The following is a 25,959-nucleotide window of genomic DNA, read 5'->3' as shown; positions in this document are numbered from 1 at the left end:
GCATCGGCAGGTCGTAGCCGGTGAGGTGCAGGAGGCTGTAAATCAACATGGAGCCGTGGCCGTTGGAGAGCACGAAACGGTCGCGGTCAGCCCAGTGCGGGTTAGTCGGGTTGTGGTTGAGGTAGTCGCGCCACAGGACTTCGGCGATGTCCGCCATGCCCATAGGGGCCCCCGGGTGGCCGGAATTTGCTTTTTGTACGGCGTCCATGCTGAGTGCGCGGATGGCGTTGGCAAGCTCTTTACGAGAGGACATGTTTTACTCCAGGTCGGATAAAAAAAGCAGTCAAGTTCCCTATTTTCTCAGACTCCACATCACAACGGCAATCCCTAATGCCAAATGAGAGCGAGTTCACCACTTATTAGCACGATTGGACGCTTTTTCGGAATAACACTATTCTCGCCCCGTCTGGCGTACACTAGGGTCTTGCGGCAAGATAGCCTCAAAGCAAAATGACTCTTTTACCTTGTTACCTTCACAGGAAGATGGCGTTATGAAGATCCGTACCTCTTTGATTGCGTTGGGCATTGCCACCTTGGCAACCGGCTGTCAAAACCTGAATACCGAAACCCTGATGCAGTCCGGCGCGCAGGCGTTCCAGGCGGCGACCCTGAGCAACAACGACGTTAAGGCCCTGAGTGATAAATCCTGCGCCGAGATGGACAGCAAGGCACAAATCGCGCCGGCCGACAGCACCTATGCCAAGCGTCTCAACAAAATCGCTGCGGCGCTGGGCGACAACATCAACGGCACCCCGGCCAACTACAAGGTCTACGTGACCAAAGACGTCAACGCCTGGGCGATGGCCAACGGCTGTATCCGCGTTTACAGCGGCCTGATGGACATCATGAACGACAACGAAGTGGAAGGCGTGCTGGGCCACGAAATGGGCCACGTGGCGCTGGGCCACACCCGCAAAGCGATGCAGGTGGCTTACGGCACCGTGGCGCTGCGCACCGCGGCGTCCTCCGCCGGCGGCGTTATCGGCTCGCTGTCGCAGTCGCAGCTGGCGGACATCGGCGAGAAGCTGGTCAGCGCCCAGTTCTCGCAGAAGCAGGAAAGCGAAGCGGATGATTACTCGTTCGATCTGCTGAAAAAGCGCGGCATCGATCCGAACGGCCTGGCCACCAGCTTCGAAAAACTGGCCCAAATGGAAGCCGGCCGTCAGAGCAGCATGTTCGACGATCACCCGTCTTCCCAAGCGCGCGCGCAGCACATTCGCGATCGCATCGCGGCAGAGAAGTAACAACGAGAACGCCCGGCAACCGCCGGGCGTTTTTTATCGTCTCAATACAGGGTTTTCTGCGGCGGCCCGGCGAAGGTCAGCGGCCCGACCTGCTTCATGTCCACCTCGACCACCGACGGCCCCGGGTAGTTGATCGCTTCGGCCAGCACGCCGTTGAACTGCGCCGCCGCCTCGACCTTCCAGGCTTTCAGCCCCATCGCTTCGGCTATTTGAGTAAAGGCCGGCGTATGCAGCTCGTTGTAATACTGGCGCCCGGCGAAATACTTGTCCTGAATGCCGCGCATCACGCCATAACCGCCGTCGTTCATGATCAGCAGGGTGATGTTCACCTGTTCCTGCGCCATGGTCGCCAGTTCCCCCAGGCCCAGCGCCAAACCGCCATCGCCCACCAGTCCCACCACCTTGCGCTGCGGGTTGGCGATCGCGGTGCCGATCGCCATCGGCAGCCCCATGCCGATAGCACCGGCCAGCGAGTGAATGTTGCACAGCGGCGAGATCGCGCGGAACAAACGGCTGCCCCAGACGCTGCCGGAAACGGTGATATCGCGCACCAGCAATCCGTCCTGCGGCAGCGCGGCGTCGATGGCGTCGTTGAGTTTGGCGTATTCACCGGACTGCTGACGCAACGCGCTCTCCGCCTGCTGCACCGCCCCCGCGATCTCGGCATCCCACTCTGCGTTGACCTTCTCGCCGGGGCCCAGCCGCGCCGCCAGCGCGGCCAGCAGCGCCGCACAGTCGCCATTGATCTGCTCATCGGCCAGGTAGTTGCGGTTGGCCGCCGCCGGATCGATGTCAATCTGCACCAGCGGGCGCGGCAGCGGCAGCGTCCAGGTGCGGGTTTCATTACTGCGCAGCCGTGAACCGGCCACCAGCGTCAGGTCGCACTGCGTCAGGATAGTCTCGATGCTCGGCGAGTTGTGGAACGCCCGCAGGCTGCGCGGATGGCTGTCCGGCAGAATGCCGCGCCCGTGGGTGCTGGAGATCACCGCCACGCCGGCGTCCGCCAGCTTGCGCACCGCATCGCCGCAGGCCAACGCGCCGCCGCCCAGCCACAGCAACGGGCGCTTGGCCTGTTTCAGCCGCTGATGCAGCCGCTCCACCGCCGCATCGTCCGCCTTCGGCAGCGGCGCCGGTGCCAATGCTTCGGTCAGCACCGAGCGGGAAACCAGGCTGCTTTGGATATCGATCGGGATCTCGACCGCCACCGGGCCGCAGGGCGCGGTTTGCGCGTCCAGGATCGCTCGCTGGATCACCGCCACCGCCTGTTCCGGCGAATTGACCCGGTAGGCGCGCTTGGAGCAGGCGCGCAGAAAACCGAGCTGATCCCGGGTTTCATGAATAAACCCGGCGTCGGCGTCCAGATAGGCTTTTTCTACCTGGCCGGTGATATGCAACAGCGGCGTGTTGGCGTTAAGCGCTTCAATCATCGCCCCCACCGCGTTGCCCGCGCCGGCGCCGGTGCTGGTCAACGCCACGCCCAGGCCGGAGAAGCGCCCATGCGCATCGGCCATGGTGACCGCGCCCGCTTCGCCGCGCGCCGGCACGAAGCGAATTTTATCGCGCTGCCCCACCGCATCGGCGATCGGCAGATTATGAATCGAAATGATGCCGTACATCGCCGACACCGCGTACTGTTCCAGAGTCCGGGCTATCGCCTCGCCAACCGTGATTTTATCGCTCATCATCTGCCTTCTTAGGGTAGTCGTTATTAGGGTTATGCGTAGAGGTGTCGGCCTAGTCGCTCCAGCGGTTCACCTGATGGCTCAGCGCCAGATACACGCTTTTCTGCTGCATGTAGGCCTTGATGCCGTTCAGGCCCTTTTCGCGGCCCAGCCCGCTTTCCTTGAAACCGCCGAACGGCGTGGAAATCGAGAACGTTTTGTAGGTGTTGACCCAGACGGTGCCGGTTTCCAGCCGCTCCGCCAGCGCCATCGCCCGCGGGAAATCGCGGCTCCAGATGCCGGCCGCCAGGCCGTACACCGAGTCGTTGGCCTGTTCGATCAGCTGTTGCTCGTCGTCGAACGGCAGCGCCACCAGCACCGGCCCGAAGATCTCCTCCTGGCAGACGCGGGCGTCGTTGTTCAAACCTTCAATAATGGTCGGCAGGTAATAGCTGCCGCTCGCCAGTTGCGGATCGGCCGGCGCTTCACCGCCGATGACCACCCGGCCGCCCTCCTGCCGCGCCAGCGCCACGTAGTCCGCCACGCTTTGCCGATGTTTGGCGCTGATCAGCGGGCCGAGATGCACGCCCGGCACCAGCGGGTTGCCGATGCGCAGCCCCGCCGTCAGTTCGGTCAAGCGCGCCAGCAGCGGCTGATACAGCGAACGATGCACGAACAGCCGCGAGCCGGCGATGCACGCCTGGCCGGCGGAGCTGAAAATGCCGTAGCAGATGCCGCGCGCCGCCTGCTCCAGATCGGCGTCCTCCAGCACGATGGTCGGCGATTTACCGCCCAGCTCCAGCGAGGTGGGGATCAGCTTGTCGGCGGCGATGTGCGCCAAATGGCGCCCGGTGCTGGTTCCGCCGGTAAAGGCGATCTTTTTCACCAACGGATGGCGCGCCGACGCCTCGCCGATCACCGAACCTTTTCCCGGCAGCACGCTGAGCAGCCCGGCAGGAAGCCCCGCCTGTTCGAACAGCTCGGCCAGCTTCAGCGCCATCAGCGGCGTGGCTTCAGCCGGTTTGAGCACCACCGCGTTGCCCGCCGCCAGCGCCGGCGCTACCTTCTGCATTTCACTGGCGATCGGCGAGTTCCACGGCGTAATGGCGGCGATCACCCCCATCGGTTGATACTGGCTGAGCGTCATTACCTCGGCGCTGCGCGGGGTCGGCAGCTCGCCTTCCAACACCTCGCAGGCGGCGGCGAAGTAGCGCGCGGTCGCCGCCGCGCTGGCCACCAGCCCGCGGGTCTCCGCCAGCGGCTTGCCGTTGTCGCGGGTCTGCAGCTCGGCCAGCTGTTCCTGCTGCGCCAGAATCAGGTTGCTGACGCGGTAGAGAATTGAGGCGCGTTGGTGCGGCACCAGCCCACGCCATTCCGGCGCGCGCCAGGCCTTTTCCGCCGCCTCAACCGCCTCGTTGACATCCTCGACGTTAGCGGCGCGCAGCCGCGCGTTGACGCTGCCGTCGGCCGGGAATACCGAAGCCATCTCTTCGCCGCGCCCTTCACGCCAGCGCCCGGCGACAAAAATATTCAATCGTTCCATGCTCCGCTCCTGCCGTTCAGGCAATAAAACCGCCGTCCACCAGACGGCGGCAGGCTTGTACCGCGCTCAGCGCCGCCAGGGTTGATGTTTTGGGATTGCTCGCCAGCGGGGTGCCGCTCAGCTCGATGTGAAACTCGCCAAAGTCGCCGCATACCTGCAGCCAATGGGTATTGCGCCGGGTGGCGGGATCGACCTGCAGGCGCACCCGAGTGGCATCCATCCCCAAGCCGTTGAGCGCAATGGTGGCCGCCACGTTGGCGTTGGCCGGGAACAAACGCGCCGCTTCACGCGCCGACCCTTCAAAAAATACCTGCGCTTCGCTCACCGCATCGAGATCGATCAACTGCTCCGCCGGGCTGCCGCGCCAGCTGGCCGGGCTCTTGCTGGCCTGATAGGTCACGCTTTCCAGCCCGCCTTCGCGCGCCGACGCCAGCCCGTCCATGCCCGCCACCGCGCCGGACAGCACGATCAGTTGCCCGTGATGGCTGCGGCAGGCCTGCTGCAACCGCTGTTGCAATGCGGCGTCCGCCAGCGCGCCGGTCGAGATCAGCGCCAGCGGCCAGCCGCGCTGCAGCACCGCTTCGCCAAACTCCGCCACCGCCTGCTGGCTGGCGCACTCCAGCACCAGATCCGGCCGCTGCGAACACTGCTCCGGATGGGTCAGCGCCTGCACCCGCCCGCCAAAAGCCTCATCGATCGCCGCATGATGAGCTGTGCGCGCCAGGATCCAGCCGACCTCCACGCCTTCAGGCAAACGGGCGATCACTTCCTTCGCCATCGCGCCATAGCCAATCATCATGATCTTCTTCATCTTTTTCGGCCCCTGTTACACATGGCGGTTAAAGCCGCCGGAAACGTCCAGCGCCGCGCCGGTGGTAAAGGAAGCCAGCGGCGAAGCGAGGAACAGCAGCGCCTGCGCCGGTTCCTGCGGCTTGCCGAGGCGCTTCATCGGGATGCCGCGGCGTTCGGCGATCGCCGCCGTCCACTGCTCCCAGCTTTGATCTTTATCGCTGCGATCGTCGAAACGGCGGCGCCATTGGCCCGACTCCACCATCCCCAGCAAGATCGAGTTAACCCGAATGCCTTTGCCCACCAGCTCTTTCGACAGCGTCAACGTCATATTGAGCAGCGCGGCGCGCGCCGCCGAGGTGGCGATCATGTGTTCTTCCGGCTGCAGCGCCAGCAGCGAGTTCACGCAGGTGATAGACGCGATATCCGATCGTTCCAGCGCCGGTAAAAACGCCTGCACCGGGTTGATCACGCCGAACAGCTTCAGCTCTGCCTCATGCAGCCAGGCTTCGCGCGGCGTCTGGTCAAAGTGGGCGACGAAGCCCTGACCGGCGTTGTTGATCAGCAGATCCACGCCGCCGAAACGCGCCGTCACCTGAGCGGCGAACTGCGCCACCTGCTGCGCATCCAGCACGTCGCAGCGCAGCGCCAGGATCTCCGCCTGCGGGAAGTCCGCTCGCAGGCTGGCCTCTGCGCCGGCCAGTTTGTCCGGATCGCGGCCGCAGAACGCCACCTTCGCCCCTTCGGCCAGCAGCAGCTTCAGAGTTTCGAAACCGATGCCCGACGAGCCGCCGGTCACCACCGCCACCCGATCCTCAAGCTGAAAATTCATCGTTGGATTGCTCCCGTAAAATCCCGCAGATAGCGGTTGAAACACGCCGACGCATCGAGGTAGCTGGCGTGACCGGCGGCGGCGATCAGGCGCAGCGTCGCGTCTTGCTCACGCGCCAGCTCGGCCGCCTTCTCCGGCAGAGTAATGCGATCCTGTTCACCGCACCACACCTCCAGCGGGCCGCGATAGCGCGCCAGATAGCGGCCGATGTCGTCGTTAGCCAGCATCCAGGCGGCACTCAGAAAACCGTCGGGATCGAGCTGTTGCATGCCGTTGCGCACCCAGGCGATGTCCTGCGGATCCGCCCCTTCGCGCAGCAAGGCCGCCGCCCGCTGCTCGCCGTAACCCACCGGCCCCAGCGTCTCCATCATCTGTTGGCGCTGGCCGTACACCTGCCGGCGTTTTTCCTCCGGCGCCGCGGCATAGCCCTGCGCCGGATCCGCCAACACCAGCCCACATAGCCCATCCGGATAGCCGGCGGCGTAGGCGCTGCCGATCAGCGCTCCCAGCGAATGGCCGACGATCAGCGGCTGCGCCAGCTGCAGCTCATCAATCAGCGCCGCCAACGCCGCCGCATAACCGGCGGCGTCAGCCTGCGGATCCGCCAACGGCAGGCTGCCGCCGTAGCCCGGCGCGTCCCACGCCAACAGACGATGACCGTCCGTCAGGCCGCTGTCGTTAAACTGCTTGATCCACGAGGCGGATCCGGAACTGATGCCATGCAGCAACACCACCGGCCGCCCCTGCCCGGCCTCGCGCCAGCTCAGGGTATACGCCCCGCAGCGCGCCCGTTGGCGTTGCGCCAGGCCGTTCATCAGTTACGCTTCACTTTAGACAGCGGGTGGTCCGCCGGATAAGTCGGGATCTCCGGCTTAGCGGTGCCGAGCATCACGCACATCAGCGCCTCTTCCTCGCCGTGATTGAACAGGCCGCGATACACGCCCGCCGGCACCGAGATCAAATCGCGCTCTTTCAGCCTGGTTTCGTAATACTCTTCGCCATCCTGGATCATCAGCGTGATGCTGCCTTTCAGCATGAAGAACACTTCCTCCACGTCGTCGTGCAGGTGCAGCGGGCCCTCGCACTTCGACGGCAACACCATGGTGGAGAAGGTGAAGTTGCCCGCCGGAATGGTGTTGGCGTCGCTGGCCACGCCGGTGGCGCCGGTGCCGATGTAGCGCATCTGCGCACGGCGGTATTTCGGGTCAAAGTCGGCCTGGAATTTCAGCGCGTTCCAGTCGTATTTGCGGCCTTCGAAACGGGCGATGCGCGACTCCACCCAGTTTTCCATCGACAGATCCTGCGGCTTGACGCCGGCTTTGTTCTCAACCTGAGACATGTTGTCACTCCTCTGTTGAAACGATTGATTAATCAGTACTTTCTCAGTAACGGCAGCAGAATGAGGCAGCCGACGAACGCCATCACCACCAGGAACAGCAGGCCGTTATCCATATTGCCGGTGGCGGCGATCAACGCCCCCATCAGCACCGGCGCCAGCGCGCCGGCAAAATTGCCCAGTCCATTGAAAATGCCGCCGGCGGTGGCGCTGACCTTGCTGCTGGTCGCCTTCGCCAACAGCGCGAAAATATTCGGCGCGCCGGCGCCCCACATAAAGGTGCTGAAGGCCATGGCGGCGATCACGCTGTAAGTGCCCTGCAGGTGCAGCACCACCGCCAGGCCAAGGCCGGCGCCGCACAGCGACAGGAAGCAGGCCAGCGCGCGCCGATCCAGCTTGTCCGACAGCCAGGCGCCCAGCACTTCACCGAGCAGCATGGCGATGAACGGCAGCGAAGAGAGGTAACCGGCATGTTCCAGATGAATGCCTTTTCCCTTGATCAGATAGCTCGGCAACCAGCCGTTCATGCCCCACAGGTAGGTCAGGAAGGCGATATTGAACAGGCAAATCATCCAGAAATGCGGGCTGCGCAGCAGCTCGCGGCGATGCTGTTGGCGTTCGGACACCGCCGGCTTGGCCGCCGCCGCCGGACGCGACACGTTCAGGTGGCGCATGCCGAACAGCACCAGCAACATCACCGGCAGCGTCAGAAACGCCATAAAGAAGAAGGTGGCCTGCCAGTCGAAGGTATTGAGGATATACAGGGTGACCGGGAAGCCGAGCGCGGCCCCGAGCGGCGTGCCGAGCAGCCACAGCATGGTGGCGCGCGCCTGCAACTGCGGCGGGAAGGCCTGACGAATAATGGCGTAGGCCATCGGCAGCAGCGGCCCTTCGGCGATGCCGAGCAGAATGCGCAGCGTCATCATGGCGTGATAGGAGCGCACCAGCCCCATCAACACCATCAGCACGCCCCATACCACCATCATGCCAATCAATACCTTGACCGGATTAAGCCGATCGCCGATGCCGCTGAGCAGCATCGAGGAGATGCCGTAGGAGAACAGAAACGCGCTCATCAGCAACCCCAGCCGCGCCGGGTCAAAACCGATGCCCAGCGCCTGCTGAAACTCGGCGTCGGAAAACAGCGCCGCGATGCTGATCTTGTCGAAAAACGCCAGCAGCACGCAGGCGAACAGCGCGATCGGCACCGACCAGCGCACCCGCTGCTGCGGATTTTCGGCAACGGTTTCCCCCGCCCGTCCAGCGCGGGCGTCAATGTCTTGCGTAGTCATAAAACGCTCCCGAGGTTCGGGCGTTATTTCAACGCCATCAAAGAAAACTCCACATCCGCCAGCTGCTGCGGATCCAGCACCCGGCCGCTCGCCAGCCAACGCTTGCCGAGCTTGATGGTGCGCGCGTCGTTGAACGCCACCATCTGCACCAGCTGCCGATCGGCGTTCAGCGTGAAGAACACCTGCGACTGCGGCGTGCGGCGCACCACATGGTGCACGCCGCCGCTCGGCACGCCGAGGATCTGGATATTGACGTCGTATTGATCCGACCAAAGCCAGGCCACGTCGTCATACGGAGCGGCGAAGGCGTCGAGCATTGCGCAGGCGGTGCTGATGGCCTGATTTTGCGCGTAGGCCCAGGACTGCAGGCACAGGCCGAGCGTCGGGTGGCGCGCCACATCGCCCGCGGCGAAGATTGCCGGATGGCTGGTGCGCCCCTGGCCGTCGACCACGATGCCGGACTCGATAGCCAGCCCGGCGCTGCGCGCCAGTTCGAGATTCAGCTCGACGCCGATCCCCACCACCACCAGATCGAAGGCCTGCGGATCGCTGACTTCGCTGCCGATCCAGGCGGCGCCGTCGCGATCTTCCAGCGAGATCTCGCCGCAGCCGCACAACACCGTCACGCCCTGCCGGCGATGCAGTTCGAGCAACGCCTGCGAGACATCGGCGCCGACGCTGCGCATGCACAGCGCAGGCTGGCGCTCAAACACCGTCACCTCAACGCCGAGACGGCGCGCAGAAGCGGCGATCTCCAGCCCGATCCAACCGCCGCCGACGATCGCCAGACGACGGCAACTCTGCAGGCCCTGCCGCAACCGGGCCGCATCATCCCAGGAACGCAGCGTCATCACGCGCGGGTGCTGCGCCCAGGCGGCGCCCGGCAAACGCGGCCGCCCGCCGGTGGCGATCAGCAACTGCTCGAACTGCAGCCGTCGCCCGTCGCTGAGCGTGACGATTTGCTGTTCGGCGTTGATAGACTCGGCGCGCAGCGGGCGACGCCAGTCGATGTTCAGCTCCGCCACCGCCTGTTCGCTGAAAAGCCGGCTCAGGGGAGCCGCGGCATCCAGCAGCGCCGCTTTCGACAGCGGCGGCCGCTCGTAAAAATCGTAAGGTTCGTCGCTTATCACCGTCAGCCGGCCGCTGTAACCCCGGTCACGCAGCGTCTTGGCCGCCCAACCGCCGGCCTGGCCGCCGCCGACGATGACAATGCCCGCCTGTTCCGGCCGGTTCATAACGCCTGCGCCTTTTTATGCTGGCGGCGCGTATCGTGATCGATGCCGCCTTCTACCGCCCATTCGGTGAAGGAGACCAGCGAATGTTCCAGCTCGCGCGGCTGCCAGTTTTCCGTCAGATAATCGTCGTTGGTGTAGTACTCGAACGCGCCGCCGGTCGGGCTGTTGACGTACCAGAAATACGCCGAGGAAATTGGGTGGCGGCCAGGGCCGATGAAGGTGCTCCACTGCTCTTTGTTCATGGCGATGCCGCCGCCGATCACTTCATGGATATCGCGCACGGTGAACGCCACATGGTTCAGGCCGCGTGGGCGGTTAGGCAGCTTCAGCAGGAACAGATTATGGTGGCCGCCGCGCGCCTGGGTGCGCAGGAAGACGGCGCGATCGATATAGCGATCGGAAACCTGGAAATCCAACAGCTCGCGGTAGAAACGCTCGGTCGCCGCCAGATCGTCAACGAAGAACACCACGTGGCCGATATTGATCGGCTGCGCCTGCGAGTAGACCGGGCTGGGTTGATCGATGCGGCGCACGTCGCCCCATTGGTTGATCGGCGTGACCGGCACTTCGACCGCCTGCTGGCGGCTGACGACGAAGCGCAGCGTCATGCCGTTGGGATCGCGGCATTCCAGCTCTTCCCCCACCTGACGAAAGCCGGGCATCAACGCCAAACGCGGCTGCAGGCGCGCCAGATCCGCGGGCGATGCCACGCCCCAGGTCATGCGGCGCAGGGTGGAACCGCCTTCAAACGCCGCTGGCAGCGCCGCGCTTTGCAACGGGAGCAGAACGACCCGCGCCCCGCTCAGGGTAGTGAATTCGCGCTGCGGTTCGCCCCAATGTTGCGTGGCGGGCTGCAGGCCAAAGTCATGCATGAATTTTTCGCAGGTTGGCAGATCTTCGACGCCAAACTCCAGTTTTTCGATTCCGATTACGCTCATTGCTCAGCCTCACGTTCTCGCTGTATACGGTTTTCAGGCATGACTGAACCCCGGCCCCTGTTTGCTGTGGGCCTTATCCCTGCCTGAGTGAAAGAGTCGGTCCTGTCGGTTAGCCGACGTTGGCCTGCGGCGGCGCGCCGAGGAAGCCGGAAATTTTCTCCGCCGCATCGCGCACTTCCATGCGCAGCCGCTCGCGATCCGCTTTCGGGATCTCATCGGACGGCACCATGATGCTGACCACCGCCTCGACCCGCTGCTCACGGTTGAAGATCGGGTAGACGATCGAGGAGATGCCGTGGCGGAAGAATGATTCGCCGATCACATAGCCGCGCGCCTTGTCTTGCTGCACCATCTGCCACAGCGTTTCGCGATCCGCCGGGGTACCCGGCGCGTTGCCCGGCAGCTGCTCGTCCGGATAGAGTTGTTCGAACTCGCTGCGGGTGGCGCTGGTCAACAACATGCGGCCGAGCGAGGTTTGGTGCACCGGCAAACGGGTGCCGACGCTGACCTGATTGATCTGAGAACCGGCGGCGCTGACGCGGGCGATATAGATCACGTCGCGCCCGTCGCGGATCGCCAGATGGCTGCTGCACTGGCTGCGATCGCGCAGCTGTTCGATCACCGGCTGGCCGGCCTGCGCGACGTCCAGCGACGCGATGTATTCGAAGCCGAGACGCAGCACCTTGATGCCCAGCGCGAAGGTATTGGTGCGCGGATTGCGCTCCAGAAAGCCCAGGTGTTCGAGCGTCTGCACCACGCGGTAGGCGGTGGCCTTCGGCATATCGACCAGGCGATGCAACTCGGCAAAGGTCATTTCCTTATGCTGCTCGCCAAACGCCAGCAGCAACTGCAATCCGCGATCCAGTCCCGGGATCAGATACTTACATGCTTGCTCGTCCGCCATCTCTCGCTCCTGCGCTGTGCGCCTGCCCTGCGGGCCGTCAGTTGAATACGAAGCCGCCGTTGACCGGCAGCAGTTGGCCGGTGACGAAATCCGCCAGCGGCGACAGCAGATAAAGCACCGTGCCGTTCACATCGTCCGGATGCTGCGCCCCGGCCAGCGCGCGCCCCTGCTCATACAGCTGATGGCGCTCGGCGGGCACATACTCGGTGGCTTCCACCCGCGTCAGGCCCGGCGCAATAGCGTTGACGCAGATGCCCTGCGGGCCCAGCTCGCGCGCCATCGATCTCGTCATCGCGATCACCGCGCCTTTGCTGGCGACATAGGCCATCAGGCGCGGCGCGCCCCACAGCGCGGTGTCCGACGCCACGTTGACGATCTTGGCGTGCGGGTTGCGCGCCAGCAGCGGCACCGCCGCCTGGCTCACCAACCAGGTGCCGCGCACGTTGACCTGCATTACCCGATCCCACAGATCGATGTCGTATTCCATCATGGTTTTACCGCCGACGCCGGTCGCCAGCGCCGCGTTGTTCACCAGCCCGTCGATCCCGCCGCCTGTGGCGATCTTCTCGAACGCCGAACGGATCGAATCCGGTGAGGCCAGATCGATGATTTGCGTTTCCACCTGAGCGCCCTGCTCGCGCAGCGCGGCGCCGCTCGCCGCCAGCTCATCCGCCAAAATGTCGCACATCACCACCTGCGCGCCGGCAGCGGCAATGGCGGCGGCGAAGCTGTAGCCCAGACCGCGCGCCGCGCCGGTGACCACGATGCGCTTGCCGTTCAGCAGGCCGTTCACTGCGCCGCCTCCCGCTCGCGCAGCGTCGCCAGCTGTTTCTGCGCCTCTTTCTGCATCAGGCGGCGCAGGCGCGACAGACCGACGTCGTGCTGGTACAGGTATTCGCGGCCACGGGCGTTAGGCGCCATGTTTTCAAGCACGATGCGATCCTGCTCGAGGACGTCCCAATGCAATGATTCCAGGCGATTGCGATACATGAAGCGCCACATGTCGCGCTGCCAGTCTTGGACCTTACGGATGCGCCAGAAGAATACCCGGCAGTGATCCTTGTCTTCCGGCACCACCATGCCGATGATCCAGAAGTGGCCGCCCGGCCCGAAACGTTTCTTGTACGGGATCGACAGACGCATCCAATACGCGCCGCTGTTGCCGAACTCCACCCAGTCGAAATTGACGCCGATCTGGCCGTTTTTCTTGAAGATAAACCCGCTGTCGGTCGGCTCCAGCCCCATGTCCGCCTTGCGATCCCCTTCCGCCATCGAGTGCGAGGAAGAGTGCAGGTAGGTGCCGTGCATCGGATCCATCACGTTTTCCAGGGCGTATTGGTAGTTGCAGTTCCAACTGGCGGTACACAAGAAGTGGCTGTACGACGCTTCGTCCGCCAGCTCTTGCGGGAAAGTCAGCTCCGCCGGCGCTTCATCCGCCGTCACGCCAAAATAGAGGAACACCGCGCCGTAGGCTTCTTTGGCCGGGTAAGCGCGCAGGCATTTTTGCCCCACCAGCGGGCAGCGATCCACCGCCGGCACGTCTTTCACCGTCCCGTCGCCGCCGACTTCCACCCCGTGATACCAGCAGGCGATGCGATCGCCGAGGTTCCACCCCATGGAAAGCCGCGCGCCGCGGTGCGGGCAGCGATCTTCCAACGCGTGGATCTGGCCTTCACCGTCGCGCCACACCACGATTTGTTGCTCAAGGCGGGTGATGCCGACCGGATTGTTGCCCACTTCCCAGCTGGCCAGCACCGGATACCACATGCCGCGCAGCCCCTGGTCAAGATAGTCCTGCAAGCTCTGTTCGGAGGATGTTGTGTTTGCTGTCATTGTCTTCTCCCGGGTGTCGATCAGAAACCGTTAACGTGAAGGAATTCGCGGAACGTCGCCTCATTCCACGGCTGGCCGCTGCGATCGAACAGGCGGCGCTGATTCAACGCGCTGACGATCTGTTCCAGCTCTTCCGCGCCCTGATCGAAGATCGTTTCCAGCGCCGCCACCAGCGCGGTTTCGAAACCGTCCGGCACCCGGGCGCGGTTTTGCCACACAACGTTGCGGAACTGGCCCGGCTGATGGATTTGACCGTTGCCGCCTTCGCGGGCCGGCGTCACCTGTTGGGTGTCCGGCAGCCAGGGATTGAAATCGGTGATGTGCTGCATGATTACTCCTCCGCGATAAAGGTGATCTGGATTTGGTTGTCGACCACCCGGGTGGGATAGGTTTGCAGATCGCGGCCGCCCGGCTCGCGCAGGCACTGGCCGGTGCGTACGTCAAACAGCGCTTCGTGCAGCGGGCACTCAACCTTGCCGTCGTCTACAAACCCCTGGCTGAGCAAGGCGTAAGCATGCGGACAGACGTCTTCCAGCGCATAGTAGTTACCGTCGAGCAGGTAAACCCCGATCTCTTTGCCTTCCACTTTGCCGGAGAAAGGAAAATCTTCTTTCACCTGAGACACTTCGCACACATTCTTCCAGCTCATTGCTTTTATCCTCTATCTGATTGTTTCATATATGAAACTCAGTTTCTTATTTAATACAGTCACTATAAGTCTGGCGAAACTTTCGTCAAGCGAGCGGCGCGGCAAATGTTAATGAAAGGTTGTTTAAAAATGACAAATGCGGGAAGGATCACGAAATAATGCACCGATATGAAAAACCTATGTCAGTTGTGCGCTCTTCAGCTAATTTATGGCAAAAATTGCGTTGATCCTGGCGGCGCATTGCGCGTAAAAGAGTTCTCTCGCTGTCTTTTACATCCATTTTTATAACAATAAATTTACATAAATCGGCCTCATCCCCGCGTTTGCACGTAATGGCATCCGCAGGTGAGTTTACTGCTGCCTGAATTCGTCAACCGCTCGCACTGAGGAACGCGCCGTGCAACAACGTCAACGCTGGTTTGGGGTGATCGCCCTGCTGTTTCTGATCGTTATCGCCTATGCGGATCGGGTTAATATCGCCGTGATGTTGGTCAATCCCGACTTCCTGCAACACTTTCAACTCGGCGGTGACCGCGCCCATCAGGGCACGCTGATGACGGTGTTTTTACTCGGTTACGGCCTGTCCGCCATGTTGCTGACGCCGTTTCTGGAAACGCTGATGGGTTACCGCCGCGCGCTGACGCTGAGCGTCGTGCTGTGGGCGCTGCTCACCGCCGCGTCGCCGCTGGCGGGATCGCTGCTGTTGCTGTGCGCGGCGCGCGCGCTGCTTGGCGTCAGCGAAGGACCGCTGTTCTCGCTCAAGACCATGTACATCAGCGATCATTTCGCCGCCGACGAACGCGGCAAACCCAACGCGGTCAGCGCGCTGGGCGTCTCGTTGGGGCTGGTGATCGGCTTTCCGCTGGTGAGTTTTCTGATGGCGCACTTCGGGTGGGCGATGTCGTTTCACCTGCTGGCGCTGCTCAACCTGCTGTTGGGCCTGGCGCTGGTGCGGCTGTTCGTTCATCCGCTCGCCTTACCCTCATCTTCACGCCCCGCCGATCCTCAGCCGGTGTTGAGCCGCGTCTGGCACACCTTCGCGCTGGCCTGGCGCACGCCGATGCTCGGTTGGATCCTGCTGATCGAGATCGCCACGCTCAGCTATCTGTGGGGGTCCAGCGCCTGGCTGCCGGCCTACCTGACCGATGAAAAAGGATTCTCCATCAAGCAGATGGGGTGGATGGCCGCACTGCCTTTCATCGTCAGCATCGCCTCAAAATACCTCGGCGGCGTGCTGCTCGATCGTATCCGCCCCTATCAGGCGCCGCTGATCTTCGTCTTTGGCGGCGCGGCGACCGCGCTGTGCATCTATGGCGTAATGAACAGCCATCAGCTTGGCTGGATCGCGTTCTTCCTCCTGGCGGCCAACGCCTGTTGGGGCGCGCAGGGCGCGGCGATCCCCACGCTGCTGCAGCATTATGCGCGGCCGGAGGCGGTCGGCAGCGCCTATGGGCTGATCAACGGCATCGGCAATCTGTTCTCGGCGTTCGTGCCGATGGCGATGGGCATGGTGATGGCCAGCCAGGGCAAGGTATCCTCGGGCTTTGCGGTGCTGATCGCCTCGCAGCTGCTGACGCTGCTGGCGGGCGGCGCACTGTTTGGCCGCATGTTGCTGGCGCGCCAGGTGAAGCGGGCATAGCCTGTTCCCGCACCGTTGCGGCAGAGAAAGCCAATGGCCTTGAGAGGGTGCTCATGGATCTGGACGCCAACAACCAGCAGACGGGGGACATCCCCCGTCGCCGGGTTGCCTTACCGTTCGGATTCGTAAGCCAAAATGGCCGCAACCTCCGTAGTGCCCGATCGGATCCGCAGCTCACACAGCGTGCTGCGGGTTATCCATGCCAGTGATATTACCGTGGCACAAATAACCACCAGTTTTAACAGGCTCCGTTTGTTCGGCATCATGCCTTCTTCTCCTTGCCTCGCGGCGGGTAAGAGGCTAACTTAACGTTGCTGGCGTTAGAGTAGGCCTCGGGTTGATGAATATCGACTCGGGGCTTTTCTCTTTGTATCTTTCACGCAGGCTCTAGATACAAAGATCCAGAGCACCCGCGCGCAGTATATTCATCCTCCCCGTTATCCCGGTTCCTTTTTACTGACTCCGTTTCATTTCTGCGCAAAATTGCGCAAAGGCGTTGCAACAGACTGAAAATCGCCGCACGGATGGCGACAAATGAAATAAAAAAAAGCGGCCCCCATACGATGGGAGCCGCTTTTTCAGCGAGGCGTGGCCTGGCGTCAGGCGTGTTTCTTGGCCGCCTGCAGGTACAGCATCTCCAGACCCAACGTCGCCGCGGCCAGCGCGGTGATCTCGGACTGGTCATAGGCCGGCGCCACTTCCACTACGTCCATGCCGACGATGTTCAGCGACTGCATGCCGCGCACCAGTTTCAGCGCGCGATCGGAAGTCAGACCGCCGATCACCGGCGTGCCGGTGCCCGGTGCGAACGCCGGATCCAGGCAGTCGATGTCGAAGGTCAGGTACACCGGCATATCGCCGACGATGCCTTTGATCTGGGTCAGCAGGTCGTCCACGCTGCGATCGTTCACCTGCGCGGCGTCCAGTACGGTAAAGCCATTGTCGTGATCGAACTCGGTGCGAATGCCGATCTGCACCGAGTGATGCGGGTCGATCAGGCCTTCGTTCGGCGCATGATAGAACATGGTGCCGTGGTCGAACTTGCTGCCGTTGGCGTAGGTATCAGTATGGGCGTCGAAGTGCACCAGCGCCAGCTTGCCGAAATGCTTGGCGTGCGCGCGCAGCAGCGGCAGGGTGACAAAGTGGTCGCCACCGAACGAGAGCATGCGCTTACCGGCTTTCAGCAGTTTCTCAGCGTGCGCCTGCAGCTTGTCGCTCATGTCCTGCGCATCGCCGAAGTTGAACACGATGTCGCCGCAGTCAACCACGTTCAGGCGATCGCGCAGATCGAAGCTCCACGGCCAACGGTTGCCTTCCCAAGCCAGGTTGGTGGACACCTGGCGGATGGCCGCCGGGCCATGACGGCCGCCGGCGCGACCGGAGGTCGCCATGTCAAACGGAATGCCGGTGATGACCCACTCTGCATCGCTGTCGTAAGGCATGAAGTTCAGCGGAAAGCGCAGGAAACCAAAGGCGTTGGACACTAATGAATTATCGGACTGATGGCCTAAGGTGCTCATAGTAAACCCTCGTAGTTCAACAAGTTGCCGGGCGCAGACGCCGGGCCGTGACAAAAAAAAATCCCTCCCGCGTCGTTAGCCCGACGAGAAAGGGATTTATTCGATGTGTGTTTCGGTGCTACCGATACGGCAGATTATGGCCGCATTTTGCTCATGCTTCAAGGGGGCCGATATCGCCCCCCTGAAGAAGGCGGTTACTCGTCTTCCAGATACGTGTAGCCGTACAGGCCAGCTTCAAACTCTTCCAGGAACTGCGCCTGCAGCTCGCTGTCCAGATCGGTTTCTTTGACCTGATCGCGGAACTTGGACAGCAGCGCGCTCGGATCGAGCTGCACGTACTCCAGCATGTCCGCCACGGTATCGCCCTCGTCGGACAGCTCGGTCTCGACGCTGCCGTCCGGGAACACGTACACGTCAACCGAGGCGGTGTCGCCGAACAGGTTGTGCATGTTGCCGAGGATCTCCTGGTACGCGCCGACCATGAAGAAGCCCAACGCCGGCGGGTTCTCCGGATCGTATGGCGGCATCGGCATGGTGGTCGCCACGCCGTCGCCGTCGACGTAATGGTCGATGGTGCCGTCGGAATCGCAGGTGATGTCGAGCAGCACCGCACGGCCTTCCGGCGGCTTATCCAACCCTTCCAGCGGCAGCACCGGGAACAGCTGATCGATGCCCCAGGCATCCGGCATCGACTGGAACAGCGAGAAGTTGACGTAGAACTTGTCCGCCATGCGCTCTTGCAGTTCGTCGATGATAGGACGGTGCGCACGGTTGCTCGGATCGAGCTGCTGCTGGATCTTGTTGCAGATATTCAGATACAGCTGCTCGGCCCAGGCGCGCTTAGTCAGGTCCAGCATGCCGTGCGCGTATTGGGTATGCACGTCGTGCAGATCCATCTGGCTGTCGTGCAGCCATTCGCGCAGCGAGCGGCGGTTTTCCGGCTCGTTCATTTCCAGCCAGGTTTCCCACATGCTTTCCAGCGCGCGCGGCGCGTCGGCTTCCGGCGGCTGCGGTTCGCTGAACTCGTTGCGCTCTACGCCGATCACGTTGGAGACCAGCACCGTGTGGTGCGCGGTCACGGCGCGACCGGACTCGGTGATCACCGTCGGGTGCGGCAGGCCGTGTTCGTTACAGGCGTCGCCGATGCCCCAAATCACGTTGTTGGCGTATTCGTTCAGGCCGTAGTTGACCGAGCAATCGGACTGCGAACGGGTGCCTTCGTAGTCGACGCCCAAGCCGCCGCCCACGTCGAAGCACTGAATGTTGACGCCCAGCTTGTGCAGCTCAACGTAGAAGCGCGCCGATTCGCGCACGCCGGTGGCGATGTCGCGAATATTGGCCAGCTGCGAGCCCAAATGGAAGTGCAGCAGCTGCAGGCTGTCGAGGCGGCCCGCTTCACGCAGGGTTTCCACCAGTTTCAGCACCTGCACCGCCGCCAGACCGAACTTGGATTTTTCGCCGCCGCTCGACTGCCATTTGCCGGAGCCTTGCGATGCCAGACGCGCACGCACGCCCAGGCGCGGTATGACGTTCAGCCGTTCGGCTTCTTCCAGCACCAGGTTGATCTCGGACATCTTCTCGATCACCAGGTACACCTTGTGCCCCAGCTTTTCCCCGATCAGCGCCAGACGAATATATTCACGATCTTTATAACCATTACAGACGATCACCGAGCGGGTCATGCCGGCATGCGCCAGCACCGCCATCAGTTCGGCCTTTGAGCCGGCTTCCAGCCCCAGCGGTTCGCCGGAGTTCACCAGCGATTCAATCACGCGGCGATGTTGGTTCACCTTGATCGGATACACCAGGAAATAGCCGCCCTGGTAACCGAAGGACTCACGCGCGCGTTTGAACGCGGCGTTGATAGAGCGCAGGCGATGCTGAAGGATCTGCGGGAAGCAGAACAGCGCCGGCAGACGTTGGCCGTCTTTCTGGCGCGTTTTCACCAATTCTGCCAGATCGACGCGCGCCTGCGGGACATCCGGATCCGGGCACACGCTGATATGGCCCAGCTCGTTGACGTCATAGTAATTGTTGCCCCAGTAGGCGACGTTATAAGTACGCAGCATCTTGCTGGCATTACGATCATTCATGGCAACCTCCTGCATGGAGCGCAAAGATAAAGACTCGCCCGCAACCGGCGGACGGTGAATCAACAGATCATCAGACATGGTTCGCCTCACATTCCGTACTGACGAAACCGTCAGCCACTATCGCAGCTACAACCCGCGAGAACAACCCAACAAGCCGCGCCGGCGGCAGCGAAGAGAACTGCCGTTCGCGGTCAGCGATCGGTTTATCACTCATATAATTGTAAGACACCCTGTTCAAACCTCGTGAATCGGGCCAAGAAACATCCCACAGGAAGGCTGCAGGCTACCCTTGTTCAGTTCTTCAGACGACCGTTAGCCGGCCCGAGAATCCTGAGTAGCGGCCAAGTGTTTATCGCACCTGGTAAGTGACAGAGAGACAAGACGGGAAATAGCAGAAGAATGTGCGCCAGAACGGCACTGCTGTTGAGAACCAACAACCGGTAGACAACGGATCATTAATCCAACCACCTCCACGCGCGCCGTTCGGAGTGAACGACCCAGCCTCTAAAATAGTGTAAGAACGTGACCGTTCGATGAAGCGGCGGCGCCACGGCGAACGCCCGCGACGGATAATAGCGCAATGCCGGCGAATGCAAAGCGGAAGTTTATCGTACCTTCCCCCACGCCAGACCGCCGTACTGTGCAGCAAATGAACCGCGCGCGCAGTTTATACCGGTAAGCAGGTGAAAAAGCAAAATGAAAATTCGCCGAAAACTGTTTCAAGCGATGAAAATGGCGCCAACCCGTTTGCGCAAAAGAGCGAAAGCGCAAAAAATTACTGGCAATCTGGCTAAACCCTGACCTAAAATAGACGTCCAGATGTTAATCCATCTATACTGGTTAACTGATAAACTGCTTAACGGCTTTGCCTGAGGGGCGTTGCAGGATGCATCTCGCGCCATCAGCGGAAGACCCTTCGCTTCGATGCCGGATCTCCAGCGCTGTGCAGTAATTTCTAACCCGTCTTATGCAAGGTAAAGAACACAATGGCTAAACACCTCTTCACGTCCGAATCCGTCTCCGAAGGACATCCAGATAAAATCGCCGACCAGATCTCCGATGCCGTCCTCGACGCCATCCTGGAACAAGATCCGAAAGCGCGCGTCGCCTGCGAAACTTACGTGAAAACCGGTATGGTGCTGGTCGGCGGTGAAATCACCACCAGCGCCTGGGTCGATATCGAAGAGATCACCCGCAAGACCGTGCGCGAGATCGGCTACATTCATTCGGACATGGGCTTTGACGCCAACTCCTGCGCAGTGTTGAGCGCCATCGGCAAGCAATCTCCGGATATCAATCAGGGCGTTGACCGTACCGATCCTCTCGAGCAGGGCGCCGGCGATCAGGGCTTGATGTTTGGCTACGCCACCAATGAAACCGACGTGCTGATGCCTGCGCCTGTCACCTACGCGCACCGTCTGGTGCAGCGCCAATCCGAAGTGCGTAAGAACGGCACCCTGCCGTGGCTGCGCCCGGATGCGAAGAGCCAGGTGACCTTCCAATACGACGACGGCAAAATCGTCGGCATCGACGCCGTCGTTCTGTCCACCCAGCACTCAGAAGACATCTCGCTGAAAGATCTGCAAGAAGCGGTGATGGAAGAGATCATCAAGCCGGTACTGCCGGCGGAATGGCTGACGGCGGGCACCAAATACCACATCAACCCGACCGGCCGTTTCGTTATCGGCGGCCCGATGGGCGACTGCGGCCTGACCGGCCGTAAGATCATCGTCGACACCTACGGCGGCATGGCTCGCCACGGCGGCGGTGCCTTCTCCGGTAAGGACCCGTCCAAGGTTGACCGTTCCGCGGCATACGCGGCGCGCTACGTGGCGAAAAACATCGTCGCCGCCGGCCTGGCCGATCGCTGCGAGATCCAGGTGTCTTACGCTATCGGCGTAGCGGAACCGACCTCCATCATGGTGGAAACCTTCGGTACCGAGAAAGTGCCAACCGAACAACTGACGCTGCTGGTGCGCGAATTCTTCGATCTGCGCCCATACGGCCTGATCCAGATGATGGATCTGCTGCAGCCGATCTACCGCGAAACCGCCGCCTACGGCCACTTCGGCCGCGAACACTTCCCATGGGAAGCGACCGACAAAGCTGCGCAGCTGCGCGATGCCGCCGGCCTGAAATAAGCCCCGACATCAACATGAAAAACGGCGAGCCAAGGCTCGCCGTTTTTTTTGAACGGATGGGTGCTCATGGATCAACGCATCGACTGCCGGCCGGCGGAGGCAAAGCCCCCGCCGCCGGGTTGCCTTACCGTTCGGATTCGTAAGCCAAAATGGCCGCAACCTCCGTAGTGCCCGATCGGATACGCAGCTCACACAGCGTGCTGCGGGTTATCCATGCCAGTGATATTACCGTGGCACAAATAACCACCAATTTTAACAGGCTCCGTTTGTTCGGCATCATGCCTTCTTCTCCTTGCCTCGCGGCGGGTAAGAGGCTAACTTAACGTTGTGATGCGTTAGAGTAGGCCTCGGGTTGATGGATATCGACTCGGGGCTTTTCTCTTTGTATCTTTCACGCAGGCTCCAGAGACAAAGATCCAGAGCACCCGCACGCAGTATATTCACCTCCCCCTCTCTTCCCGCGTTCCTTTTCACGTTAAATGTCTTTCTTGCGCAGCGACACGCAACGCCTTGCAAGGCGTTGAAAAAAGGCCCAGCAACGCTGGGCTCTTGATGGCGGAGAAAGCAAAGTAGGGGTGAAGCTTACGACGTCTGCTTACGCAACAGATAAACGAAGTACGGCGCGCCGATAAAGGTCGCCAGTAACCCCGCGGGGATCTGATACGGAAACAGCAGCATCCGCCCGCACCAGTCGGCAAATACCATCAGCAAACCGCCCAACAGCGCGGCGATCACCATTTGCGGCAGCGCGCGGCGGAAGCCCAACATGCGCGCCATGTGCGGCGCCATCAGCCCGACAAAGCTCAGCGGCCCCACGGTCAGGGTCGCCATGGCGGTCAGCGTGGCGGCCAACAACAGGATAGTCAATCGCGCAGGCGTCAACGCAATCCCCACCGAACGGGCGGTGGCCCCGCCGAGCGGCAGAATGGTCAGCCAGCGGCGGCACAGCGGCGCCAATATCATCAATCCGGCGGCGATCAGCGCGGTGCGCAGCGCCTGCGCCGGCTCCACCGAATAGGTTGAACCGGAGAGCCAGGTCAGCAAGCCCCCCATACGCGGATCGCCGCTGGCCAGCAGCAGGAAGATGACGGTGGTAAAGGCGGTGCTGAGCGCGATGCCGGCGAGCAACATGCGTTCGGTAGAGAAACCGCCGCGGCCGGCGGCAATCATGATGATCAGCAGCGTAACGGCCGCCCCCAGACTGCCGGCGGGCAGCAGCCAAACGAAGGCGTCGCCCGGCACCATAAACAGCATCATCACGACGCCAAAAGCGGCGCCGGAGCTGATGCCCAGCACTTCCGGGCTGGCCATCGGGTTGCCGGTCAGCTTCTGGATCAGCGTGCCGGCGACCGCCAACATCATGCCCGCCGCCAACGCCGACAGCACCCGCGGCCAGCGCCACGGCAGCAAGGCGTCCAGCTCCGCGCCCAGGCTCCAGTGCCAGCCGCCGGCGTTTTTGCCCAGCATCAGCGCCAACGTCAGGCCGATCAACAGCACGGCACCGGCCAGCGCTGCCCAGCCAGGCAGATTCCCGCGCTCGGCAGGCACCTTGTCGCCAAGGTTCATCGGTGGCGGCGTGGCGGCGCTGCGCAAACGCGGCAGCAGCCACAACAGCAGCGGCGCGCCGAACAGCGCGGTGGCCGCCCCGGTCGGGATCTCACGCCACACCTGCGCCACCCCAATCATCACCTGATCGGTCAGCCACAGCAGCAACGCCCCCAGCAACGGCGCCAACATCATGCGATGCGCCAAGCGGCGAGCGCCCAGCATCTTCGCCATCAGCGGCGCAAACAGGCCGATAAAGCCGATAACGCCCACCGCGCTCACCAACATGGCGCTGAAGATGATGGCCAGCCCCAGGGCGCAGAAGCGCGCCATCGACAGCCCCAACCCCAGATTGCGCGCCACGCCGTCGTCCAGCCCCAGCAGCGTCAGCGGGCGCAGCAATAGCGCCGCCAGCGCACCTGCCACCAGCAAACGCGGCAGGATAAACTGCACCGCGCTCCAGTCCTGTTGGTTCAACGCGCCGGTGCCCCACAGGAACATGCCCTGCAGCTGATCGTAATTAAACAGCGCCAACAGGCTGTTGACCGCGCCGCAGTAAAGCCCCAGAACCAGCCCGGCCAGAATCAGCGTCACCGGCGACATCCGCTTGCCCCAGGCGACGCCGAACACCAGCCCGCCCACCACAACCGCCCCCACCATAGCGGCCAGCTGACGAGTGAACTCGCCCCCCGGCAGCACCCACAGCGTGGCGATGGTCAGGCCGAGCTGCGCGCCGGCGGCCACGCCGAGCGTCGACGGTTCCGCCAACGGATTGCGCAACACCTGCTGGAACAATACGCCGACCAATCCCAGACCGGCGCCGGCCAACAGCGACACCGTCAACCGCGGCAGCAGGCTGTAATGGAACAGCATTTGCCGCACGTCGTCGATGTCCGGCGCGCTCAGCGCCCGCGCCCATTGCGCAGGCGGCAGCTGCTGCACCAGGTTATATATCGTCAAACCGCCTGCCGCCGCCAGCAACAGCAGGATCAGCGTCAGCGGCAATTTCCGAATGCCCGCATTCATGACGCACTCTCCTGAGCTTGCGCCAATAAACGGCAGAAACGCATCGTCGACAGCGTGGCGCCATAGAACCACACCGCCGGCACCTGTCGCAGCTGGTTTTGCCGCACAAAAGGCAATGACTGCCACAGCGGCGTCGCGCTGACCTTGTCCATCATCGCTTGATTACCGTGATCAAGATAAATGACCCGGGCGTTACGCACCGTGGCCAACCGTTCAATCCCCACCACCGCCGTGCCCCAAAAGTCGGTTTGCTCCTGCCAGGCATTGCGGATGCCGAGTTGATCCATCGCTTCCTGGAACAGGCTTTTTTGGCCGATGATCAACGCATGGCGGGTGTCGATCAGGGAAAACAGCAGCAACGGTTGCTGGGTGTAGCTTTGCAGGCGCTGACGCGCATCCTGCATAAAGCTGTCGAACTGCGCCAAATGGTTTATCGCCCGGCTTTCTATGCCTAATCGTTGCCCCAGCGCCAGCAGCGACTGGCGGGCGACGGTCAGCGGTTTGCCGCTGCCATCGTTGAAGCCGAAGCTCATGGTTGGCGCGATGGGTTGGATTTTTCGCGGCGTCGGGCCATAGCCTTGCGACAGCAACACCAGCGAAGGCTGGAGTTGCTGCAGCAGTTCGAGATTCGGTTCGGTGCGCTGCCCGACGTCGACGACCGTCGTCGGCAGCTTCGGCTCCGCCACCCACAGGTTGTAGTTATGGACATCGGCCACCGCCAGCGGCGTCACGCCCAATGCCAACAGCAGCTCGATCGGCAGCCATTCCAGCGCCGCAACGCGCGCGATATCCGGCGGCGCATCCGCTGCTCGGCCGGGCAACGAGCTTAACAGCGGCGACAACGCCAGCGCCATTAACAAACGGCGGCGCAGCGGATCGTGAGAAGAAGTGAATGCAGAGGACATCAGTAGACAAAACTCACCGGCGCGCCGCCGCTCGGGTGCGGCAAGGTGCCCATAGGAATACCGTAAATTTGTTCCAGTACCGACCCCTGCATCAGTTCCAGCGGGCCGCCCTGGGCGATCATTTCACCGCCGCGCAGCGCCACCAGATGGTCGCAGTAGCGTGCGGCCATGTTGATGTCGTGCAGCACGGCGATCACCGTGAGATCGCGTTCGCGGCTCAAGCGCTGGATGAGCGCCAGCACCTCAACCTGATGTGCGATGTCCAGCGCCGACGTCGGTTCGTCGAGCAGCAGACAGCGGCTGTCCTGCGCCACCATCATCGCCAGCCAGGCGCGTTGGCGCTCGCCGCCGGACAGGCTGTCCACCAGGCGGTTGGCGAACGGCTTCAGCCCCACCAGTGAGATAGCCTCTTCCACCAATTGGCGATCGTTGGCGCCAAAACGCCCCAGCGCGCCATGCCACGGATAGCGGCCGACGGCCACCAGCTCGCGCACCGTCATGCCTTCCGCCACCGGCAACTGCTGCGGCAGGTAGGCCACCTGGCGGGCGAAGGATTTGCTGTCCCACTGCGCCAACGGCTGCCGATTGAGCAGTACCTGGCCGCCACTGGGGGCATGATGCCGCCCGAGCAATTTCAACAGGGTGGATTTACCGGAACCGTTATGGCCGATCAGGCCGCAGACTTTGCCCTGGGGAAAACTGAGCGACAGCGGTTGCAACAGCACCCGGCCGGGGACGGCGAAGCTGGCGTTATCCAGCGCGAAAGTCGCGCCGGGATTAAGATGTTTGTCCTGCATAGATCCTGCTTTGTCCGGGGCGACGCGGCGCCGCCCC

The 25,959-nt window shown here is 62.4% G+C and carries 24 protein-coding genes and 1 pseudogene; 3 read left to right on the top strand and 22 right to left on the bottom strand.

Annotation, left to right across the window (positions count from 1 at the left end; genetic code table 11):
* Nucleotides 1–253, bottom strand: a pseudogene (locus tag ACSBQV_RS17665) (transketolase); the annotation flags it as partial.
* Nucleotides 254–491: 238 nt separating this feature from the next.
* On the opposite strand from ACSBQV_RS17665, the gene ACSBQV_RS17660 reads away from it, so the two are divergent.
* On the top strand, nt 492–1,244 hold the full coding sequence (locus ACSBQV_RS17660; RefSeq protein WP_004937650.1) for a M48 family metallopeptidase: 753 nt from the start codon (nt 492–494) through the stop codon (nt 1,242–1,244).
* 41 nt (nt 1,245–1,285) lie between these two features.
* On the opposite strand, the gene ACSBQV_RS17655 is transcribed toward ACSBQV_RS17660, so the two are convergent.
* The 14 genes from ACSBQV_RS17655 to ACSBQV_RS17590 all read right to left on the bottom strand — a co-directional run bounded on the left by ACSBQV_RS17655 (nt 1,286) and on the right by ACSBQV_RS17590 (nt 14,256).
* Nucleotides 1,286–2,926 carry a thiamine pyrophosphate-binding protein gene (locus ACSBQV_RS17655; RefSeq protein WP_099784486.1) on the bottom strand — a complete coding sequence of 547 codons (1,641 nt, stop codon included), beginning with the start codon at nt 2,924–2,926 and terminating at the stop codon, nt 1,286–1,288.
* A 52-nt stretch (nt 2,927–2,978) separates the two neighbouring features.
* Nucleotides 2,979–4,448: an aldehyde dehydrogenase gene (locus ACSBQV_RS17650; RefSeq protein WP_099784488.1), complete on the bottom strand. Its 1,470-nt coding sequence runs from the start codon at nt 4,446–4,448 to the stop codon at nt 2,979–2,981.
* 16 nt (nt 4,449–4,464) lie between these two features.
* Complete coding sequence (locus ACSBQV_RS17645) at nt 4,465–5,259, bottom strand: aspartate dehydrogenase (RefSeq protein WP_434991474.1); 795 nt, start codon at nt 5,257–5,259, stop codon at nt 4,465–4,467.
* Between the two features lie 15 nt (nt 5,260–5,274).
* Entirely contained in the window at nt 5,275–6,069 is a 795-nt protein-coding gene (locus ACSBQV_RS17640; protein ID WP_033644722.1) for an SDR family oxidoreductase, read from the bottom strand.
* Nucleotides 6,066–6,884, bottom strand: coding sequence for an alpha/beta fold hydrolase (locus ACSBQV_RS17635; RefSeq protein WP_099784492.1), 819 nt, complete (start codon nt 6,882–6,884; stop codon nt 6,066–6,068). Before ACSBQV_RS17635 ends, ACSBQV_RS17640 begins: the two co-directional genes overlap by 4 nt.
* Complete coding sequence (locus ACSBQV_RS17630; protein ID WP_004937634.1) at nt 6,884–7,408, bottom strand: cupin domain-containing protein; 525 nt, start codon at nt 7,406–7,408, stop codon at nt 6,884–6,886. The genes ACSBQV_RS17635 and ACSBQV_RS17630 overlap by 1 nt, the downstream gene beginning before the upstream one ends.
* A gap of 32 nt (nt 7,409–7,440) precedes the next feature.
* Nucleotides 7,441–8,697, bottom strand: coding sequence for an MFS transporter (locus tag ACSBQV_RS17625; RefSeq protein WP_033652738.1), 1,257 nt, complete (start codon nt 8,695–8,697; stop codon nt 7,441–7,443).
* Between the two features lie 23 nt (nt 8,698–8,720).
* The gene (locus tag ACSBQV_RS17620) at nt 8,721–9,932 is read right to left on the bottom strand and encodes an NAD(P)/FAD-dependent oxidoreductase (protein ID WP_099784494.1); all 1,212 of its coding nucleotides are present in this window, start codon (nt 9,930–9,932) and stop codon (nt 8,721–8,723) included.
* Nucleotides 9,929–10,870, bottom strand: coding sequence for a VOC family protein (locus tag ACSBQV_RS17615; protein WP_099784496.1), 942 nt, complete (start codon nt 10,868–10,870; stop codon nt 9,929–9,931). The genes ACSBQV_RS17620 and ACSBQV_RS17615 overlap by 4 nt, the downstream gene beginning before the upstream one ends.
* 109 nt (nt 10,871–10,979) lie before the next feature.
* Entirely contained in the window at nt 10,980–11,774 is a 795-nt protein-coding gene (locus ACSBQV_RS17610; protein WP_033639418.1) for an IclR family transcriptional regulator, read from the bottom strand.
* A gap of 37 nt (nt 11,775–11,811) precedes the next feature.
* Nucleotides 11,812–12,567, bottom strand: coding sequence for an SDR family oxidoreductase (locus ACSBQV_RS17605; RefSeq protein WP_033644716.1), 756 nt, complete (start codon nt 12,565–12,567; stop codon nt 11,812–11,814).
* Nucleotides 12,564–13,607, bottom strand: coding sequence for an aromatic ring-hydroxylating oxygenase subunit alpha (locus tag ACSBQV_RS17600; RefSeq protein WP_042785347.1), 1,044 nt, complete (start codon nt 13,605–13,607; stop codon nt 12,564–12,566). Before ACSBQV_RS17600 ends, ACSBQV_RS17605 begins: the two co-directional genes overlap by 4 nt.
* A 20-nt stretch (nt 13,608–13,627) precedes the next feature.
* Nucleotides 13,628–13,936, bottom strand: a complete 309-nt coding sequence (locus ACSBQV_RS17595; RefSeq protein WP_019456046.1) for a recombinase-like helix-turn-helix domain-containing protein — start codon at nt 13,934–13,936, stop codon at nt 13,628–13,630.
* A 2-nt stretch (nt 13,937–13,938) separates the two neighbouring features.
* Entirely contained in the window at nt 13,939–14,256 is a 318-nt protein-coding gene (locus ACSBQV_RS17590) for a non-heme iron oxygenase ferredoxin subunit (protein WP_004937614.1), read from the bottom strand.
* Nucleotides 14,257–14,653: 397 nt separating this feature from the next.
* Between ACSBQV_RS17590 and ACSBQV_RS17585 the strand changes: the two genes are divergently transcribed.
* Entirely contained in the window at nt 14,654–15,895 is a 1,242-nt protein-coding gene (locus ACSBQV_RS17585; RefSeq protein WP_099784498.1) for an MFS transporter, read from the top strand.
* A 110-nt stretch (nt 15,896–16,005) separates the two neighbouring features.
* On the opposite strand, the gene ACSBQV_RS17580 is transcribed toward ACSBQV_RS17585, so the two are convergent.
* From ACSBQV_RS17580 to speA, 3 genes are all read right to left on the bottom strand, one after another.
* The gene (locus ACSBQV_RS17580) at nt 16,006–16,158 is read right to left on the bottom strand and encodes a Hok/Gef family protein (protein WP_004937610.1); all 153 of its coding nucleotides are present in this window, start codon (nt 16,156–16,158) and stop codon (nt 16,006–16,008) included.
* A 336-nt stretch (nt 16,159–16,494) separates the two neighbouring features.
* Complete coding sequence (speB, locus tag ACSBQV_RS17575) at nt 16,495–17,415, bottom strand: agmatinase (RefSeq protein WP_004937606.1); 921 nt, start codon at nt 17,413–17,415, stop codon at nt 16,495–16,497.
* 194 nt (nt 17,416–17,609) lie between these two features.
* The gene (gene speA / locus ACSBQV_RS17570) at nt 17,610–19,586 is read right to left on the bottom strand and encodes a biosynthetic arginine decarboxylase (RefSeq protein WP_028127388.1); all 1,977 of its coding nucleotides are present in this window, start codon (nt 19,584–19,586) and stop codon (nt 17,610–17,612) included.
* A 908-nt stretch (nt 19,587–20,494) separates the two neighbouring features.
* Between speA and metK the strand changes: the two genes are divergently transcribed.
* Entirely contained in the window at nt 20,495–21,649 is a 1,155-nt protein-coding gene (gene metK, locus ACSBQV_RS17565) for a methionine adenosyltransferase (RefSeq protein ID WP_434991473.1), read from the top strand.
* 124 nt (nt 21,650–21,773) lie between these two features.
* On the opposite strand, the gene ACSBQV_RS17560 is transcribed toward metK, so the two are convergent.
* The 4 genes from ACSBQV_RS17560 to fhuC all read right to left on the bottom strand — a co-directional run bounded on the left by ACSBQV_RS17560 (nt 21,774) and on the right by fhuC (nt 25,922).
* The gene (locus ACSBQV_RS17560) at nt 21,774–21,926 is read right to left on the bottom strand and encodes a Hok/Gef family protein (RefSeq protein WP_004937610.1); all 153 of its coding nucleotides are present in this window, start codon (nt 21,924–21,926) and stop codon (nt 21,774–21,776) included.
* A gap of 305 nt (nt 21,927–22,231) precedes the next feature.
* Nucleotides 22,232–24,220, bottom strand: a complete 1,989-nt coding sequence (fhuB, locus tag ACSBQV_RS17555; protein ID WP_099794391.1) for a Fe(3+)-hydroxamate ABC transporter permease FhuB — start codon at nt 24,218–24,220, stop codon at nt 22,232–22,234.
* Nucleotides 24,217–25,125, bottom strand: a complete 909-nt coding sequence (gene fhuD, locus ACSBQV_RS17550) for a Fe(3+)-hydroxamate ABC transporter substrate-binding protein FhuD (RefSeq protein WP_099784500.1) — start codon at nt 25,123–25,125, stop codon at nt 24,217–24,219. Before fhuD ends, fhuB begins: the two co-directional genes overlap by 4 nt.
* Nucleotides 25,125–25,922: a Fe3+-hydroxamate ABC transporter ATP-binding protein FhuC gene (gene fhuC / locus ACSBQV_RS17545; RefSeq protein WP_099784502.1), complete on the bottom strand. Its 798-nt coding sequence runs from the start codon at nt 25,920–25,922 to the stop codon at nt 25,125–25,127. Before fhuC ends, fhuD begins: the two co-directional genes overlap by 1 nt.
* Between the last annotated feature and the right edge of the window lie 37 nt (nt 25,923–25,959).

It is taken from the genome of Serratia sp. B501, from assembly GCF_051172315.1.
In the GTDB taxonomy this organism is placed as follows: Bacteria; Pseudomonadota; Gammaproteobacteria; order Enterobacterales; family Enterobacteriaceae; genus Serratia; species Serratia ureilytica.
The sequence above is the reverse complement of the archived record's forward strand: the minus strand, read 5'-3'. Positions and strand labels throughout refer to the sequence as shown.

Coding starts and splice junctions, on each gene's coding strand:
- fhuB (WP_099794391.1), bottom strand. CDS start 24,220: ATGAATGCGGGCATTCGGAAATTGCCGCTGACGCTGATCCTGCTGTTG.
- ACSBQV_RS17650 (WP_099784488.1), bottom strand. CDS start 4,448: ATGGAACGATTGAATATTTTTGTCGCCGGGCGCTGGCGTGAAGGGCGC.
- ACSBQV_RS17630 (WP_004937634.1), bottom strand. CDS start 7,408: ATGTCTCAGGTTGAGAACAAAGCCGGCGTCAAGCCGCAGGATCTGTCG.
- ACSBQV_RS17610 (WP_033639418.1), bottom strand. CDS start 11,774: ATGGCGGACGAGCAAGCATGTAAGTATCTGATCCCGGGACTGGATCGC.
- metK (WP_434991473.1), top strand. CDS start 20,495: ATGGCTAAACACCTCTTCACGTCCGAATCCGTCTCCGAAGGACATCCA.
- speB (WP_004937606.1), bottom strand. CDS start 17,415: ATGAGCACCTTAGGCCATCAGTCCGATAATTCATTAGTGTCCAACGCC.
- ACSBQV_RS17580 (WP_004937610.1), bottom strand. CDS start 16,158: ATGCCGAACAAACGGAGCCTGTTAAAACTGGTGGTTATTTGTGCCACG.
- ACSBQV_RS17635 (WP_099784492.1), bottom strand. CDS start 6,884: ATGAACGGCCTGGCGCAACGCCAACGGGCGCGCTGCGGGGCGTATACC.
- ACSBQV_RS17640 (WP_033644722.1), bottom strand. CDS start 6,069: ATGAATTTTCAGCTTGAGGATCGGGTGGCGGTGGTGACCGGCGGCTCG.
- speA (WP_028127388.1), bottom strand. CDS start 19,586: ATGTCTGATGATCTGTTGATTCACCGTCCGCCGGTTGCGGGCGAGTCT.
- ACSBQV_RS17560 (WP_004937610.1), bottom strand. CDS start 21,926: ATGCCGAACAAACGGAGCCTGTTAAAATTGGTGGTTATTTGTGCCACG.
- ACSBQV_RS17655 (WP_099784486.1), bottom strand. CDS start 2,926: ATGAGCGATAAAATCACGGTTGGCGAGGCGATAGCCCGGACTCTGGAA.
- ACSBQV_RS17660 (WP_004937650.1), top strand. CDS start 492: ATGAAGATCCGTACCTCTTTGATTGCGTTGGGCATTGCCACCTTGGCA.
- ACSBQV_RS17600 (WP_042785347.1), bottom strand. CDS start 13,607: ATGACAGCAAACACAACATCCTCCGAACAGAGCTTGCAGGACTATCTT.
- ACSBQV_RS17625 (WP_033652738.1), bottom strand. CDS start 8,697: ATGACTACGCAAGACATTGACGCCCGCGCTGGACGGGCGGGGGAAACC.
- ACSBQV_RS17620 (WP_099784494.1), bottom strand. CDS start 9,932: ATGAACCGGCCGGAACAGGCGGGCATTGTCATCGTCGGCGGCGGCCAG.
- ACSBQV_RS17615 (WP_099784496.1), bottom strand. CDS start 10,870: ATGAGCGTAATCGGAATCGAAAAACTGGAGTTTGGCGTCGAAGATCTG.
- fhuC (WP_099784502.1), bottom strand. CDS start 25,922: ATGCAGGACAAACATCTTAATCCCGGCGCGACTTTCGCGCTGGATAAC.
- ACSBQV_RS17595 (WP_019456046.1), bottom strand. CDS start 13,936: ATGCAGCACATCACCGATTTCAATCCCTGGCTGCCGGACACCCAACAG.
- ACSBQV_RS17645 (WP_434991474.1), bottom strand. CDS start 5,259: ATGAAGAAGATCATGATGATTGGCTATGGCGCGATGGCGAAGGAAGTG.
- fhuD (WP_099784500.1), bottom strand. CDS start 25,125: ATGTCCTCTGCATTCACTTCTTCTCACGATCCGCTGCGCCGCCGTTTG.
- ACSBQV_RS17590 (WP_004937614.1), bottom strand. CDS start 14,256: ATGAGCTGGAAGAATGTGTGCGAAGTGTCTCAGGTGAAAGAAGATTTT.